Raw genomic sequence first — 16,669 nt, forward strand, 5'->3', positions numbered from 1 at the left:
CTCCAAAATGTTAATTATTAGTTTGTTTTTGGCTACGTTATTTCTGGCATATTCTCATGGAGCAAATGATAATTTTAAGGGTGTAGCAACGCTATTTGGTAGTGGAACAACTAGCTACCAAACGGCGATTTTATGGGCAACTATTATGACCTTTGCGGGTGCAGTTGCTGCGATATTTATGGCTGGTACATTAGTCCAAAATTTTTCGGGACAAGGCATTTTTCCCGATGAAATTGCTAATGTGCCAGAAATTCATTTAGCCGTGGCGATCGCAACTGGTGTCACAGTGTTAATGGCGGCTTTGACAGGATTTCCGATTTCAACAACTCACAGTTTAACAGGTGGGTTATTAGGGGCGGGATTAGTTGCGATCGGTCTCAAAGTTAATTTTAGTGTATTACTCAAATATTTTGTCTTGCCTTTAGTATTGAGTCCCCTGATAGCAATTTTATTAGCAGCAGGTATTTATAAATTATTTGCATATACTAATTCTCAGCTTAACTTGTTAGCTAATCAAAAACTCTTAGATACCCTGCATTTTATCAGTGCAGCAGTTGTTAGTTTTGCCAGAGGTTTCAGTCAAACTCCCAAGTTAGTTTCTATTATTCTGATTATTGAATACTTTTCCATTCAAGGTGGAATGTTAACCATTGCAATGGCGATGGGATTAGGTGGGTTACTCAACTCTCAGAGAATTGCTGACACCATGAGTACAAGACTTGCTACTATAGATTCTACTCAAGGTTTGTCTGCAAATTTAGTGACCGGATTTTTAGCGATCGCAGCAACTTGTTTTGGTTTACCCATTTCTACAACTCATGTTGCAGTTAGTTCTATTGTTGGCGCTGGCTTAACCGCAAAACAAGTAAATTTACGTGTTTTCTGGCAGATAATTATTGCTTGGATTTTCACTGTACCCGCCACAGCAATTATTAGTGGTATAGCTTATAGATTATTACAAGGCTAAAGATGTAAAAATTCAGGAGTCAGAAGTTTAAATTAGGAATATCAAATCATGCAAGCTACCTCAAAATTTACTAACTTTAACCATAAATTAAATACACCGTTAACTAAAAAGCAAATTACTGTTTTGCAAATTAACCTGGGTAAACGTTGCAACCTTGCTTGCACCCATTGTCATGTTGAAGCCAGCCCAAAACGCACAGAAGAACTGTCTCCAGAAATTTGCACGCAATTAATTGAATTAATCCATAAGTTTCCCGAAATTGAAATTGTTGATTTGACTGGTGGCGCACCAGAAATGAATTATGGATTTAAACCATTAGTAGAAGTAGCTAGAGCAACTAATAAACAAGTAATCGTCCGCTCTAACTTGACTATTTACTTTGTCGATGGCTTTGGTGATTTACCAGAATATTTTGCCCAAAATCAAGTGAGAATAGTTGCTTCTCTACCTTGTTACTTAGCCGATAATGTCGATAAAATGCGCGGTGCTGGTGTTTTTGATGATTCTATCAAAGCTTTGCAGTGGCTGAACCGCGTTGGCTATGGTCATGAACCTAACTTAATTTTAGATTTAGTTTACAATCCTCAGTTACCCATAGGTGAAAAATTTGCTTTAGCACCTGAACAACAGCAGTTAGAGCAAGATTATAAAAAATTTTTAAAATATAAATTTAATATTAAATTTAATAATTTATTTACAATCACAAATTTACCAGTCGGTAGAACTAAGCTGTATTTAGAGCGTAAACAACTCTACATCCCCTATCTCCAATTTTTAGAAGCCCATTTTAACGCCAGTACTGTTGAGCATTTAATGTGTCGAAATGAACTTTCGATTGATTATTTAGGAAATGTATATGATTGCGATTTTAACCAAATGATGAATCTACCCGCAAAAAATGCCAACGGGGAAAACTTAACAGTAGCGCAATTGTTAGCAGCTAGTAATTTAGACTTAATTTCTGAAGTCCAAACAGCCGCCTATTGCTATGGTTGTACAGCAGGGAGTGGTTCTAGCTGTGGTGGAGCTTTAGTTTAAAATTAACTACAGAAAGCACAAAAAACCTAAGAATTTAGGTTTTTGTCATCAAACGATAATCTTGCTGCAAATTTTATTAAGTATGGGTAAATAATCTTCCAATGGGCTATATGATGAGATTAGTTAAGTCTCCTCACACCACACTATAAAACCGTAGGAAATTATATTCTTCTACGGTTTTTATTTTTTCTCAAAATAGTATATGGGTGAATGAATACTCAGTTGTTTTGAGAATAGTATTTCTACTCTCACCACAGTTAGAGACTTTGTATACAACGTCTCTAAAACTTGCTATCAGTCTGTACTGTCTAAAAATTTCTGTTACCAAAATTGTTACGAGCGTACAGCAAACTAGTTAGTTACCGTATCATAAGATTTAGTTAAGCTCCTCATACCACACCGAAAGCCGTGCAACTTAGACTTGCAGCGGCTTTTTTCTTTTCGGTATCTAATTAGGACTTACGCACAAAGATTGTTTGTGAAAACAGGGTGTAGGTGTTCAAAACCTTCACACCCTTACGTCAGTACTGTTAACGACGAACACGAAACCCCTGTTGTCCATTAATTAAATCAAAAAGGACATCGTATCGATCAAAAAATCCAATACCACTGTTCACAAATACAGGCTGTTCAGCTTGGGTAGAAATCGCAATATTCCACAAATTAAACCCATCACGGTTGCCTGGAACTAAACTGTAATCCAAAACTTGAGGGATAACTATTTTCACAGTATTTTCCGGGCGTAACCTTCCGGGTTTAAGTTTGCCTGCAAGGTTTGGGGACTTAAATTCAACAAAACCATTCGTATTTCTAGAGTCAGTAACCATTCTGCTGTTACAGCTATTTTTCATCGCACTGCCAGAGATAGTTAAACAGACGGCGTTAAGTCGAGAGTCCCATCTGTTGCCAGGTATGCCATTAATTGCAGGTTGCGCCTTGAGGGAAATCATTTTAAAACCTGCGCGATTTTTTCCGGTCAAGCCAAGGGTGAGACTACCGTTATTATTAGTACCACCATTACCTGTGACGATCGCTCCGTTACTCAAATTTCCTGGTAATTTTCTCAACGGGTTATAAGGAAGTGTCCGTTCAAAGTAATTGACACCAATAATACCGGAGAACCCTGTACTATTTTTCGCCGAACAATTTGGTTTTTGGGCAGTACATTTGCGGCTAGTCACAACCTGCACAGGAACAGGTTCTTCAGTAGCGAGGAAACCGATTCGGAAATTGGTATAAACTAACTCTCCTTCTAAGATTGTCCCATCACTCAATACTTCCTTGACAACTTGACCTGTTTTGCGGACGGGAGCATTCCCGAAAAATTCTGGAGGGACTCTTAAACCTGCTGAACCTGTATCTAACAAAACACGTCTCGGTCGACCATTGGCTACAGATATTTCTAAAAAATAGCCCCGACTTGCTTGGCTAACGGAACCCTTAGTATATAAAGGGACTGATAGTGTATCAAAAGTGGGCTTGCGGCGTGTAATTTGGGAAGTATCCCGCAAAGCAGGGTTAGCAAAAATTTCTAAAAATCCAGCTTGTCGCTGCGCCACAGGTTCGGGTGCAATATCCCACAGACTTTCATAGTAGAAAAACACCGCACCTAAACCGCGTTGTTGAGCCGCCCGGACTTGAGACTGAATTTGTTGTAGAGAAACTGGGCGATTTCGCAACCCTGTCATAATACCTATGCCAGTAGGTATATATTGTTGTGTTTCGATAATTTCTGGGCGAGTAATTTGGCTGATAAAAGCTTCTAATTCGTTACGGTAAACTTGCATTACAAGCTCGTCTACAATACCCAATCTCACCCAATTTAGCCAGTCTTGCAGTTGAAATTTATAAGCAAAATCATAGTAATTAGGTGAAACAGAAATAATAGCATTAGGCTTGATTTGTTTCACCGCTTGATGGAGTTGGAGCATGAATGCTGTAATTTTATCCGCCCGCCATTGCACCCATGCTTGGGCTTGAGGGTTGGGTGGAGGTGGATTGCCAGTTTCTTCGGTATATAGTTTGATGGTGTAACTGTCGTAACCAAAATCTACAGGCAAACTCATGTGGTCATCAAATTGAATACCATCAGCGTTGTATTTGGTAATGATTTCGACTACAAGGTCAGTAATAAATTTTTGGACTTCGGGATGGAACGGATTAAACCAAGCTACTTCCCCCGCCGCAGTAATTGAAGTTTGAGTTCCATCTTGCTTTTGTGTCAGCCAAGTTGGGTGAGCGGATGCTAATTCTGAGGTTAAGGGAACCATGAACCCAAATTCAAACCAAGGTATAGTTACTAATCCTTGGCGACGGCCTTGGTTAATAATGTCAGCAATGATATCTTGTCCTTCTGCACCTTTGAAGAAAAAGGGGATACCTTGTTGTTGTGCTACTGCACTGGGATATTTTGTATAACCATCATTCCAGACTACGGGATAGACTGTGTTAAAGTTCAACCGCCGCAATTGAGCCATTGTATCCTGCACCTTGGCTTGATACTTCATAATATCGAAGTCGTTATTAGTCAGCCAAACCCCGCGAATTTGTTGGCGGGGTGACTCAGATATTTGAGCAACTGTCGGTGTCAAATTGCCTAAAAATACCGCTATGCTGAATGAGGCGATAAACAAAACTGGTAGAAAACGCTGTATTAACCGCCAGTTTAAAAATTGCCTAAGTGTAGTCAATAATTTAGTGACCAAAGCATAAATTTGTAAGCTTTTGTACTGTAAAAATTTCAACATTAGTCAGCAGTTGTACTTAAGTTATGAAAGTTATAGCAGAAGGCAGGAGGCAGGAGGCAGAAGGCAGGAGGAAAAGTCTTACTGTTCGTAGCATTCCAGCTTTCAAATTGTCCTAACATATCTGACTACCTATATATTTATAAAATTTAACTTTGATGCAAAAGTCAAATGACTGCACTAGTCAAACTAATGCACATTTGACGTAGTTAACAGTTTTTTTTGTTCACGACTTATCTGGAATTGCTGTAGCGGGGTAAAATCGCCAAACCCAACAACTTAATTCTTATTAGAAGAAATAATAAAAATCGGCAGTTGATTATTTATTTTTTTAGCTGATAAATTTACCAGGGACGGACTGAATAAAATGATGATTATGACCAGAGTAGAATCAGCTTACATTTTACAAAATAAGAGTTAAAGTATTATCGATTAACGCCCTAACTGCATCAAAATTACTATTCAAAAAAGGAGCAGCAAAATTATATGCGGATATTAATGCTATCGTCTACATTTCCCTACCCGCCCAGTCGTGGAGGAACAGAAATTAGAACTTTTAATTTACTGCGATATCTTCAATATAACCACGACATAACGTTAATTACACAGAGTAACAAGGAAACGACATCAGCCGAGATAGAAGAATTACGGAAATATGTAAGTGAATTGTTTATTTTTCCTTTACCGCCGGAACCCCAAGAAAAAAATGCGATCGCTCGTTTATTCGGTAAAACAGTCCGGTTTTTCGAGTCGGTACTCAAAGCGACACCGCCAAATGTACTCCATCGCTATTCTCCAGAGATTCAAGCTTGGGTCGATGAATATGTCCGCGCCGGGAAGTGTGATGTGATTACTTGTGAACATAGTGTCAATGAAATTTATATTCAGCCAGACTATCGTCATCTAGTAAATACGGTGGTTGATGTTCACAGTTCTGTTTACGGCTGGATTCGTGATCATTTAGAAATGGGTGCGGCGCAAAATGCAACGCGCGATCGCCTTTATTTGTCTCTGATTCTCAAACGCTACGAACAGCGTTACTGCAATAAGTTTTCTAACATTGTGGTGACAACCCAAGACGATCGCCAGGAATTTCTGAAACTGCGCCCTGATCTGGAAATTAAAGTGATTCCCAATGGTGTTGATTTAGAATTGTTTCCCTGTCGTCAACAAGACCCAGGGGGACATAAATTAATTTTTGTGGGAGCTATGGATGCTTCACATAATATTGATGCAGCGCGTTTTTTTTGCTGTTGAAGTTTTACCACAATTACAAAAACATTATCCAGACACTACCTTTAGTATTGTTGGTGCTAGACCAACTCCAGAAGTTTTAGAGTTGAATAATCTTCCTGGTGTGATTGTGACTGGCCGCGTGGCTTCAATGGCAGAATATTTACATCAGTCTACAGTTTGTGTAGTCCCGCTCCGCACTGGTTTTGGCATTAAAAATAAAACTTTGGAAGCAATGGCCGCTGGTGTACCTGTTGTCGCAAGCGATCGCGGCTTGGAAGGATTAGCTGTAGATAGTGCAGATCAACCAATACGCGCTTTGAGAGCTAATACACCAGCAGAATATGTCACAGCTATTAGTCAATTATTTGATCATCCCCAATTGCGTTCAGAATTATCTGAACAAGGTAGACAATTAGTAGAAACAGAATTCACCTGGGATATTGCTGGAAAACGTTATGAACAAGTTCTGCTACAGCAGTCTTAATAACAAGTTGCAGTCAAACAGGTAGAGACGTTGCATACAACGTCTCTACCTGTGGTGGAAGTGGGGAGTAGTAATAATATTTCTGAAAGCAACATAGTATAAATTATGTATGAATAAATAAATCCCCGACTTGATCACAAAGTCGGGGATTTGAGTTAATTAAATTGCGGCTTGATTCTACTGCTGCATTGAAGGAGCTGCAAAAATTCGACTGTTGATGGGAACGCGAAATGTTGGTTGAGGCTTGGTAGGGTTATTAGTTACTGCAACTGTATTCTCAGCACTTTCAGATACAGTTGTTGATTTAGCACTTGCAGAACTATCTGCATTATTGACTAGCGATCGCTCATTATTCGTCAATGATGTATTTTCTGATGAAATATTGCTATCTAATTCAGTCGCTTTGGCTTCTGTGGTAACTTGAGCGCGACAAGGAATGCAAATAAAGCTAGAAACTACACTTAAAAGTAGTGCTAGTAAAGGACAAGTATATTGGTTCATTGCAGTGGTGTAGTGTTGGTTAGATTTCTGGTTAATGTTGCGTTATGCTATAAGCCTAAATTTTTGAGTTTTATTTTTATGAAAAAGACATCATTAATGTTGCTATTTAAAAGCAATTTGTGAAATAAAACTCATCTAAAAAAAAATTAGAAAATCAACTGATAGATGCACATTGATATAATAAATATGGGATTGATTCACAACTTGAAGCAACGCAACTATCAGCACTATAAAAGAATATTTACTCATCTCTGAAGAGCAAAATTACGTATTTTACTACGTCTGTTAATATTTATCAGTCGGCAATTTATTCGCATATTTAAGGATTGACAGAGTATCAATATATAAAGTTTTTATCAATAATTATGTTGATTATGTTATCTACATCAAGTTTTCACTAAAATTCAATAAATAGACGTATATCAGCTTGATCAAGTTTGATTGCAAGCAGAAACTTTAAAATTGGATGTTAAGTCTTTATATTGAATAGCTAGGGACTAAAATTTCCATTTGGCGATCGCACCTGTATTTGAGTTATAAACATAAAATATGAATCTACTGATTTAGACTCACAAAACAGATTTCTTTTACTACAGCAATTTCTATTTATCTAGGAATATATGACATTGAAAAACTTCACAAAAGCCTTTGTTCTGAGTTTGGTGATTGTAAATTTTTGGTCAACCGCGCAAGCACAAACATCCACTAGTGAAACTTCTGCACTGTCTCAAGAGGTGGCTGTGCTACGAAAACAGGGAAATCCAGGATTGCAAAAATTCCTCAATACTCACAAAACTGAACTTAATCGGCGCTCTTCAGACGCAGTTGTGCCAAATCCGCAAATCCGCACCGCCTTAGATCAACTTTGTCAACAGCGAGATTGCTACGCTTCGCGGTTGTATTGGTACACTGACTTAGAAGCAGCGAAAGCAGCCGCCAAAGTTAGCGGTAAACCTATTTTATCTCTGCGGTTATTAGGCAGACTAGATCAAGATTTAAGCTGTGCCAATAGTCGGTTTTTTCGCGTAGCACTGTATCCCAATGCGGCGATTTCTCAAGTTTTGCAAAATCGCTTTATTTTACACTGGCAATCAGTCAGACCTGTACCCAAAGTTACCATTGATTTTGGGGATGGTCGCAAACTAGAGCGAACCATTACAGGCAACAGCATTCATTATATATTAGATGCTTCTGGTCGTCCGATTGATGCTATTCCTGGACTGTACGGCCCCAAAGCTTTTTTACGCCAGCTGGAACAAGCTGAAGTTGCAGCTAAAGAATACAGTAAACTTCCTGCTGCTCAACGTCAGGCTTTTTTAAAGGAATACCATAGCGATCGCTTGAATGCAATCCAAACTCAATGGACTGCTGATTTATCCCGCTTGGGGATTCAATCTCCTCCAAGGTTGGTAGAGAACCCATCACCAACAGCCGAAACAGCAGGTTCTTTAGCGGTAACTAAAATGGCCGTCGAAACCCCGATGCTGAGTGCTTTACGTCCTGGTGCGGCAGCCAATCGCAATAACTTAGCAGCAATTACTGACCAAGAAGCTTGGAATAAAATTGCTCAACTTTATGCCACTGATGCCAAACTAGATCAAAATAGCATTGCTTTGATCAGCGCCAAAAAAATTCTCATCAGCCAAAACTGAAGCTGAAAATTTACGAAAAACAGTCAATCAATTTGAAAATTTGATGGCTTTAGATTCCGTTAGAAATGAATATATGTTGCATAGCCAAATTCATCAATGGTTTACCCAAGAAGACCAAACTAGTGATGTAGCAAAATTGAACGAGAAAGTTTACGCGCAACTTTTTTTTGACTCCTAGTTCTGACCCCTGGTTGGGACTTTTAGCCAACGATAGCTATAGTGCTATTGATAATGATGGTTTACGCTAGTATAAATTCCGTAATTTCTCTGGCTTGGCTATTAATAAAGCTATACCTGAGGTAGTAGTGTGTTTATTCTTTTGATAGAAGTTAGCAATAAGATTCACGCCTATCGTTAAGCTATAGCAGTTCTACACCATTTGTAAATAACAATATCCCCGATTTTTTCAAAATCGGGGAGCTAAAATTCTCAATTTAGACCAAATTGGAGTATTTAGAAGTCAGAATTGTCTAAAAAGCAGCAAAAATTGAGTAGGGCTTTTCAAGAAATAAATTATTCTTGATACTAACAAAGTATCTCACCAATAGTTGTGCGATCGCAGTCTCAGTTTAGCTCTTTTATTACAGATTTTTGAGCAAATTCTAAACTTTTATCACAAAGGTAAAAGCAATGTCTACTAGTAAGCTGTAAGATAATTTTAGGATGAATCTGTATTCATAGATTCTTCTAAATACTGAATAATGCTCAAAATTAACTATATAGAAGTTTATTTTATATATGAATAAAAGAAATAAAGGAGGTACAGAAGACAAAGAAGAGGAAAATTGGTAAATTATTTAGGATTGCTATTAATAGAATATGAGAATTTGCATAATATTTTAAAATAGCAAAATCTCGATAAATAAACTTTTCATTGTGTCTTGATGAACATGAATTGTTAACAAAATAATCAATTTCAATATTGCAAATAACCCTGATAAAAAGCATTATTACGCAGCTTGTTAGACCAATTGTTTTGGCTAATAAAATCTTTAAATTAAGAATTAAAAACTCAGAAATCAGAATTTAAAAGCAATACAAGATATTTTATCTATCAAATTTTTCTGATTTTTCCAGCATTTTAATTTTTTAATTCTTATTCTTGAAATATTGATTTTTTGTATATGCAAGCAGATAGCGGGAAGACAAGATGAATATAAAATTATTTATCAAACGTTTAGAAGCTTTGCACAAACCTCTAGCAGATTTGTATCAAACTGCTAGTATTTTGCCTTGGATTCCTGCTGATATGCTACCCCAGGCTTATCAAGAACTTTATAATAATTCCAAAATGTTACAGTTAGCAGCAGAAGAACTGTATCAGCAAAATGAAGCACTCAAAGAAACACAAAATCTACTAGAAACAGAACGCCAACATTACCAAGATTTATTTGAGTATGCACCAGATGGCTATTTAGTTACTAATAAAGAAGGTATTATTCAAAACGCCAACATAGCCGCTATCAAATTACTGAATATTTCCAAACAATTTCTCATCGGCAAAGCGATGATTAACTTTGTTTGTTTAGAAGCACGACAGCACTTTCGCCAAGAACTCAATCAGATATATCAAGCAGATAGAACCAAAGAATTATTCATCCGATTGCAACAACGTCATGGCGAATATTTTGACGCAGCTTTCACAGTCAGAGTCATCCGCAACCCAGAAGGTAACGCGATTAATTTACTCTGGTTACTGCGGAATATTGGCGATCGCCAGCAAACAGAACTAATATCAGCCGAGAGTTACAGCGAGTTCATCCAAAATCGCCCCCGATACAAATATTCTAAAGGGGAAACAATTCCTCTCAATAACTCAGTGGTTTGGTATATTTTCCAAGGTTTGGTCAAACTCAGTACATTTTGTGAAACTGGCGAAGAAGTTTTATTAGGATTGGCAAAAACGCAAATGGTGTTTGGTTCTGGGATGACTTCTCTATCCATTTACCAAGCCACGGCTTTATCTGATGTGGAGTTAGTACCAATTTATGTGTCAGAACTATTAGTGACACCAGCATTGAGTCATAGTTTGTTACCCAAAATAAATCAACGGTTACAACAAACAGAATCCTTTTTAGTCATCTCCAAAAAGCAATTAGTCGAAGACCGATTACAGCATTTATTAGAACTTCTCAAGCAGGAAATTGGTGAACTAGTAGAAGAAGGGACTCGCTTAAGCGTGCGCTTAACTCATGAAGATATAGCTAGTGCTTGCGGTACCACCAGAGTCACCGTCACAAGATTGTTAGGAAAATTACAACAACAAGGTTTAATTAGTATTGATACTAAAAAACACATTATTTTGAAGAATTCAGCAGCCAGAATTTAGCCTTTGAACTAAGTCGGGAAAAGTGGGCAAAAATGTAGAAATATCATCAGACTGATCTCAAGCCCATACTTTGTGATATCCTTACCCAAAAATGACTCCAGACTTCACACTTCATCAGTAACCTTGGAAAGTAAAACTCCATCATCCGGCTATATTTTGGCTTTGGACTTGGGTACAACAGGCAATCGTGCTTTTGTGTTTAACAACGCAGGTCAAATTGTTGGGCAAGCATATAAAGAACTTACTCAGTATTATCCGCAGCCTGGTTGGTTAGAACATGACCCGGAAGAAATTTGGCAAGATACCTGCTGGGTAATGCAAAATGCGATCGCCAATGCTGAAATTGCGCCATCAGATATCGTCGCCTTGGGATTAACTGTACAACGGGAAACCTGCTTAATTTGGGATAAAACCACTGGTAAGCCGCTACATAAAGCTATTGTTTGGCAAGACCGTCGCACCGCACCCCTTTGCAATCAATTACAAGCCGAAGGTTACGCAGCAGAAATTTATGACCGCACTGGCTTGGTGATTGATGCTTATTTTTCGGCGACTAAGTTGAGATGGTTATTAGAAAATGTTGCAGACTTTGACTTAAACAATGTTTTAGCAGGCACAATTGATACTTGGGTGTTGTGGAAATTAACAGGCTGCAAAGTCCACGCGACCGACCACAGCAACGCCAGCCGCACAATGTTAATGAACCTCAAAACCTGCACCTGGGATGAAACATTACTGGAAATCTTACAAATTCCGGCTCAGATTCTGCCCCAGATTCAGCCCAGCTTAGGCAAATTTGGTGTGACTGATAAAACTTTGCTGGGTGTAGAAATTCCGATTACAGCGATTTTAGGCGACCAACAAGCAGCATTATTTGGTCATGGCTGCGATCGCCCTGGGTTAATGAAATGTACTTACGGCACTGGTAGCTTTTTGGTAGCCCATACAGGTGCAGAAATTGTGCGATCGCAAAATCAACTTATTTCCACCTTGGCTTGGACACAAACTCAAGACAACGGTAATTTAAAGATTGGTTACGCCTTGGAAGGCAGTATGTTTACTAGTGGTGCTTGTATCCAATGGTTGCGGGATGGCATCAAACTGATCAAAACTGCCGCCGAAACCGAAACAATGGCTAATCAAGTTTCAGATAATGGCGGCGTGTATTTTGTCCCTGCATTTAGTGGACTTGGTGCGCCGCACTGGGATATGAATGCGAGAGGAGCCTTTTTTGGCATTACCGCCAGCGTCCAACCCCAACATTTAGTGCGTGCTGTCCTCGAAGCGATCGCTTACCAAGTAGTCGAAGTTGTTCAAGCCATCAATGCTTGTTCTCCTACACCAATGAAGCGGTTAATCGTCGATGGCGGTGCTTGTGAAAATAACTTTTTGATGCAATTTCAAGCCGATGTCTTGGGCATCCCTGTAGAACGCCCAAAAATGCGTGATACCACTGTACAAGGGGTAGCATTTGCCGCCGGTTTAGCAGCTGGATTTTGGGACAGATACACCACATTAGTTAATCAACGGCAAATAGACCGCATCTTTGAGCCAGAGCCAGCCAGGAATAACGCTTTGGCTAACTTTAGCACTTGGCAAAAAGCAGTTCAGCGTAGTTTGGCCTGGGTAGATTAAGTACGTAGAAAGTGCTGAGTACGGAGTGCTGAGAAAAAAAATTCTTCCTCTAGCCTCTAGCCCCTAGCCTCTTCTCACTCTCAACCCTTACGAACTAACTTTGTATCCCAAGTGTAAAAGCCGACTGTATCGGGCATTCTAGAGAATCTTCCTATGCGATAACCGCGTGAGAGTTCATTTAGTACCTTGCTTTTAACTTCTCGCACTTCTTCTGCATTCAGGTTGCCATAAATTCCGGTGATCACTTCAGCCACGCTAAAAACTTTCCCTGGATGTTGCCGAAAGAAAATGGTTAAAGCATCAATCAAAAATTGCCCTTCATAGGCTTTGAGCATTGGAACAACTTTTGCCTGTGGTACGACAACCGGCTTCTTCTTATTTTTACCTGTCTTAGAGTTACTGCTGGTTTGATTGGTGTTGACTAAACTCAAATCTAGGGTGTAACAACCAGGTTCATTAGGTATATTAAACCAAGCTTGTCGTTCTTTACCTTGGGTGAGTGAAGATTGAACTCTACCTTTGACCACTTTAAAGACATGGGGTTCTAAGTCACCATAAAGCGATCGCACAATGAAATCTATGTGACAGACAGTACCCAAATGTTGTTCTAATAGCTGTTTGATAGCTTCCATCCGAGTTAAAGAGTTATACTCACTCAACATCGGAATATCTACATTGTTGAGCGAGAAATCTCTGTTTGAGAAACTAAAGTCTGTAACTGGGGACTCGTTGATGTTGGTTGTTGCAGCAGAACTATCTGTTTCTTCTGTTTCTAATGCTTCTGTGTTTGGTTGTGGAGAATCGGGATGCGCCTCTAATTCGCCATCAGATTTCTGAGACGAAGGAGATAAAAATAAATCTTCTTTAGAGGCCGAAAGCATTTCGTTCACAACTTCAACCGTCAGTAGCTTGTTGTTAGCTTCTGAGAGTGAAGACCAGCTAGATAACAAACCTTCGACATTATCGAGTTGCGATCGCGCCTGATTGTATAAAGTGCCATATTCTTCAACCAATCGCGCATAGTAATCTCGTAACTCTAACAAAGGCGAGATTAATGATTGTGGGGGTGGTTCCAATTGCAATTGCGGTTTCATAAAGCGTTAAATCAACCCAAAGTGGTGTCACTTGTGTAAGTCATTGGCCTTGGTTTGGCTTTTTGAGATGGCTGCGGAGATTTGCGTGGCGGTTGTGGGGGACGGCAGCTTTCGCAATATAAAGGACGAGGGCCATAAGTCTCGCGTTTAGTTGTCTGATTGCATTCTTTACAGACAAAGTGAAAGACTCTGGTGTGAATTAGTCTTTTATGCGCTCTAACAGTGTATTCCTGCACGTCTATATATTTACTTGCCATAGTCCAGAAACATGAATTTCAATTCTATCAATATAGCTATTCAAGCAAATGAAATTGAATCAGTGTGTGTTGATTTGTAAGTTTTATTCAAATCAATGATTCATTGTCAAACCTGAAGTTGCAAATATTGCATCAAGGTAACTCAACACTCACCAATTTACTCTCTTCAGACAGAGACATACGTATTCATCTAACTTCGATTTAAGTCTTCTGATAGTGTCTGATGTCTGGTTAGTCAGTTTAGGTTGGGAGTGTGAATCTAGAATATCACTGTGGAGAAAATAGTTATGCCTAGCGGTCATGCAAGTCATAAAGGCACTGGAGATAAACCCAATACTAATGCTGAAGGCCGAATGGATATGGCTGCTGATAAAACTGTAAATCCAGAGGATGAGTTATTAGAAGGAGCAACCACAAATACCACAAGAACCCAAGAATTTGTGGATTATCCTCCAGCTATTCAACGTCCAGATGAGGAAACACAAAAGGAATAGAAATTACATCTGTTAAGGCTGGGTGTAGGGTTATAAAAGTCAGGACTTCCGCACAAATCTTGTCTGTTAAGAATGGGTGTAAGGTTTTAAATACACCTACACCCTCCTATATCTCTACTACTAGTTCACCAACTCAAAATTGCCGTATAGAACTAGCAGGGGAGCAGGGGGCAGGGCGCAAGGGAGAGAATCTTTCCCCTCCGCTCCTTGCTTCCTGCCCCGAAGCCTACCACCACGCAAAGTTTTCTTGGCAGACTACTATCTTGTCTTCCTTGTCTCCCTTATCTCCCTTGCCTTATCTCCAGCAAGTTAGTCAAACATCACTTCTATGCTGGCAAAATCCCACGTCCATTTTCGGCAAATTCATCAATGGTTTGCACTGACAGTTCGTGATTTGTCATCAACTGCAACATTGCTAAGGGTAAGGTGAGATGGTGTGCGCCAGCTTGGAGAGATGCGACTGCTTCTTCGGGAGATTTGATGCTGGCTGCCATAATTTCAGTGTTGCTTCCCTTTAAAACACTGGCCATTTCCTGGACTAATGCTACTCCGTCACCTAATAGTCTAGTCGCTCGATTGACGTAGGCGATCGCATATTTTGCCCCAGCTTCTTGAGAGACTGCGGCTTGGGCTGCACTGTATATAGCTGTGACTGCACAGGGAATTTCTGGTGCTAATTCCGCCACGACCTGAAAGCCAACTAACGACGCGGGAATTTTTAAGACTGTTTGCTGTCCAATTAACTTAAAGGCGGCTCTGCCTTCTGCTACCATTTCTTCAAATTCAGCAGCCATCAACTGATAAAATACTGGCCCTGTGGTTAATTCTGCCAGTTGTTTTAACGTCGTCTCAACAGGTAACGGGCTTTTGGCTAATAATGTTGGGTTAGTAGTGATGCCTTTTACCCAACCTAACTTTTTAGCAGCTTGTGCTTCTGCTGCGATCGCTGAGTCCAAAAATAAGGTCACTGAATTTATTTTCCTTAAAGTCCCATCGCTGGCATCATACCAATTTTAGCTTGATAATTTCAGTCTTTTGGGGATGATTATAATTCCAAAGTCATAATTCTGGAAAAATCAACCTAAATTAACTGATTTATGATTGCTGATTTTATAGAAATTATAGACTTATTACTATTTTATCAAATTTTGTCTATTAAATCCAAAAAATCTTAAAAATCAGAATGTTTTTATATTTTGTTAATTGATTATTTACCTTGATATTGTTATTTAAGAAATATAGCAGTCTGTTTGGGAGTTAAAAATAAACCTACTCTCTATTCCCTAGCCTTCATCAGTAGTGGATAAATCAAACAGGATTGCTATGTCATTGATGAATAAGGAAATGCGATCGCTACACCTAAAATTGCCATCTGTTGAGAGAGTGAAATCGTATTAGTTAGCACAGAACTAATAGAAATTACGCAATGAGACGACAAATCAAAAACCTAATCTTCGAGGTTTAGAAGATGATTCATCACACCATTGAAGAAATATTGCGAAACAATCGAATTTGGGCAGCCCAAAAAAAAAGCTCAAGATGGTACTTATTTTGAAGAATTAGCATCGGGACAAAAACCACCTTATCTCTACATTGGATGTTCCGACAGTCGTATAGCTTTAACTAAATTTACCGGCACAGAACCAGGAGAATTGTTTGTCCATCGTAACATTGCCAATCAAGTTTGCCTCACAGATATTAACTTCTTGTCGATTTTAGACTACGCAATTTCTCATCTTGAGGTGAAATATATCATCTTAGCTGGTCACTATGGTTGCGGAGGTATTAAAGCCGCATTAGAAGGTAGAACCACTGGAATAATTGATAATTGGGTAAATCCAATTCGAGAGATTTATTTGCAGAAACAAGAAGAAATTGATGCGTTACCCACACAACAAGAACGCTGGAATCGGTTGGCAGAATTAAATGTGGCAATGCAAATTAAAAATCTCTACCAAACTTCGATTATGCGTCAGGCTTTGCAACAAGGCAAAGCACCAGAAGTCCACGGCTGGGTCGTAGATATCAGCACAGGTTTAATCAAAGATTTGCATATTTTCACCAAACAATGGCACATACGCAAATTAGCTTTGATGGGAATCTGAATGGAATATAGCAGAAGGCAGGAGAAAAAGTCTTACTATTCCTAGCACTCAAGCTTTGAAATTGTCCTAACATCTCTGACCATCGCTATAGGACTTACACACAAAGATTGTTTGTTAAGAGTGGGTGTAAGGA

Annotated in this window: 11 protein-coding genes and 2 pseudogenes; 8 read left to right on the plus strand and 5 right to left on the minus strand. The window is 39.0% G+C overall.

Features of this window, described 5'->3' with window-relative positions; all coding sequences use genetic code 11:
- Window positions 1–7: 7 nt before the first annotated feature.
- Together ACX27_RS29600 and arsS are read left to right on the plus strand one after the other, a co-directional pair.
- Entirely contained in the window at window positions 8–967 is a 960-nt protein-coding gene (locus ACX27_RS29600) for an inorganic phosphate transporter (protein ID WP_062297803.1), read from the plus strand.
- 48 nt (window positions 968–1,015) lie between these two features.
- Window positions 1,016–2,005, plus strand: a complete 990-nt coding sequence (gene arsS / locus ACX27_RS29605; RefSeq protein WP_062297804.1) for an arsenosugar biosynthesis radical SAM (seleno)protein ArsS — start codon at window positions 1,016–1,018, stop codon at window positions 2,003–2,005.
- Window positions 2,006–2,535: 530 nt separating this feature from the next.
- On the opposite strand, the gene ACX27_RS29610 is transcribed toward arsS, so the two are convergent.
- Window positions 2,536–4,752: a family 10 glycosylhydrolase gene (locus ACX27_RS29610; RefSeq protein ID WP_083468872.1), complete on the minus strand. Its 2,217-nt coding sequence runs from the start codon at window positions 4,750–4,752 to the stop codon at window positions 2,536–2,538.
- Between the two features lie 483 nt (window positions 4,753–5,235).
- Here ACX27_RS29610 and ACX27_RS29615 point away from each other — a divergent pair.
- Window positions 5,236–6,469 (plus strand): annotated as a pseudogene (locus tag ACX27_RS29615) (glycosyltransferase family 4 protein).
- Window positions 6,470–6,646: 177 nt separating this feature from the next.
- On the opposite strand, the gene ACX27_RS29620 reads toward ACX27_RS29615, so the two are convergent.
- The gene (locus tag ACX27_RS29620) at window positions 6,647–6,970 is read right to left on the minus strand and encodes a hypothetical protein (protein WP_062297806.1); all 324 of its coding nucleotides are present in this window, start codon (window positions 6,968–6,970) and stop codon (window positions 6,647–6,649) included.
- A gap of 620 nt (window positions 6,971–7,590) precedes the next feature.
- Here ACX27_RS29620 and ACX27_RS29625 point away from each other — a divergent pair.
- The 3 genes and pseudogenes from ACX27_RS29625 to glpK all read left to right on the plus strand — a co-directional run bounded on the left by ACX27_RS29625 (window position 7,591) and on the right by glpK (window position 12,586).
- Window positions 7,591–8,870: pseudogene (locus ACX27_RS29625) on the plus strand (hypothetical protein).
- 902 nt (window positions 8,871–9,772) lie between these two features.
- Entirely contained in the window at window positions 9,773–10,951 is a 1,179-nt protein-coding gene (locus ACX27_RS29630) for a helix-turn-helix domain-containing protein (protein WP_062297807.1), read from the plus strand.
- A 123-nt stretch (window positions 10,952–11,074) separates the two neighbouring features.
- Complete coding sequence (gene glpK, locus ACX27_RS29635; RefSeq protein ID WP_062297809.1) at window positions 11,075–12,586, plus strand: glycerol kinase GlpK; 1,512 nt, start codon at window positions 11,075–11,077, stop codon at window positions 12,584–12,586.
- An 80-nt stretch (window positions 12,587–12,666) separates the two neighbouring features.
- On the opposite strand, the gene ACX27_RS29640 is transcribed toward glpK, so the two are convergent.
- Window positions 12,667–13,680, minus strand: a complete 1,014-nt coding sequence (locus ACX27_RS29640; protein ID WP_062297811.1) for a hypothetical protein — start codon at window positions 13,678–13,680, stop codon at window positions 12,667–12,669.
- A gap of 11 nt (window positions 13,681–13,691) precedes the next feature.
- Window positions 13,692–13,937, minus strand: a complete 246-nt coding sequence (locus ACX27_RS31400) for a hypothetical protein (RefSeq protein ID WP_083468873.1) — start codon at window positions 13,935–13,937, stop codon at window positions 13,692–13,694.
- A 287-nt stretch (window positions 13,938–14,224) separates the two neighbouring features.
- On the opposite strand from ACX27_RS31400, the gene ACX27_RS29645 reads away from it, so the two are divergent.
- The gene (locus ACX27_RS29645) at window positions 14,225–14,431 is read left to right on the plus strand and encodes a hypothetical protein (protein ID WP_062297813.1); all 207 of its coding nucleotides are present in this window, start codon (window positions 14,225–14,227) and stop codon (window positions 14,429–14,431) included.
- 326 nt (window positions 14,432–14,757) lie between these two features.
- Here the strand turns inward: ACX27_RS29645 and ACX27_RS29650 are convergent, their stop codons facing one another.
- Window positions 14,758–15,399: a transaldolase family protein gene (locus ACX27_RS29650; RefSeq protein WP_062297815.1), complete on the minus strand. Its 642-nt coding sequence runs from the start codon at window positions 15,397–15,399 to the stop codon at window positions 14,758–14,760.
- Between the two features lie 516 nt (window positions 15,400–15,915).
- Between ACX27_RS29650 and ACX27_RS29655 the strand changes: the two genes are divergently transcribed.
- Window positions 15,916–16,536: a carbonic anhydrase gene (locus tag ACX27_RS29655; RefSeq protein WP_235526423.1), complete on the plus strand. Its 621-nt coding sequence runs from the start codon at window positions 15,916–15,918 to the stop codon at window positions 16,534–16,536.
- Window positions 16,537–16,669 lie beyond the last annotated feature (133 nt).

The sequence above is a fragment of the Nostoc piscinale CENA21 genome, assembly GCF_001298445.1.
In the GTDB taxonomy this organism is placed as follows: domain Bacteria; phylum Cyanobacteriota; class Cyanobacteriia; order Cyanobacteriales; family Nostocaceae; genus Nostoc_B; species Nostoc_B piscinale_A.

Bases quoted from the DNA above. Each gene is read 5' to 3' on its own strand.
- ACX27_RS29645 (WP_062297813.1), top strand. From the start codon at position 14,225: ATGCCTAGCGGTCATGCAAGTCATAAAGGCACTGGAGATAAACCCAAT.
- ACX27_RS29640 (WP_062297811.1), bottom strand. From the start codon at position 13,680: ATGAAACCGCAATTGCAATTGGAACCACCCCCACAATCATTAATCTCG.
- ACX27_RS29620 (WP_062297806.1), bottom strand. From the start codon at position 6,970: ATGAACCAATATACTTGTCCTTTACTAGCACTACTTTTAAGTGTAGTT.
- ACX27_RS31400 (WP_083468873.1), bottom strand. From the start codon at position 13,937: ATGGCAAGTAAATATATAGACGTGCAGGAATACACTGTTAGAGCGCAT.
- ACX27_RS29610 (WP_083468872.1), bottom strand. From the start codon at position 4,752: ATGTTGAAATTTTTACAGTACAAAAGCTTACAAATTTATGCTTTGGTC.
- ACX27_RS29600 (WP_062297803.1), top strand. From the start codon at position 8: ATGTTAATTATTAGTTTGTTTTTGGCTACGTTATTTCTGGCATATTCT.
- arsS (WP_062297804.1), top strand. From the start codon at position 1,016: ATGCAAGCTACCTCAAAATTTACTAACTTTAACCATAAATTAAATACA.
- ACX27_RS29630 (WP_062297807.1), top strand. From the start codon at position 9,773: ATGAATATAAAATTATTTATCAAACGTTTAGAAGCTTTGCACAAACCT.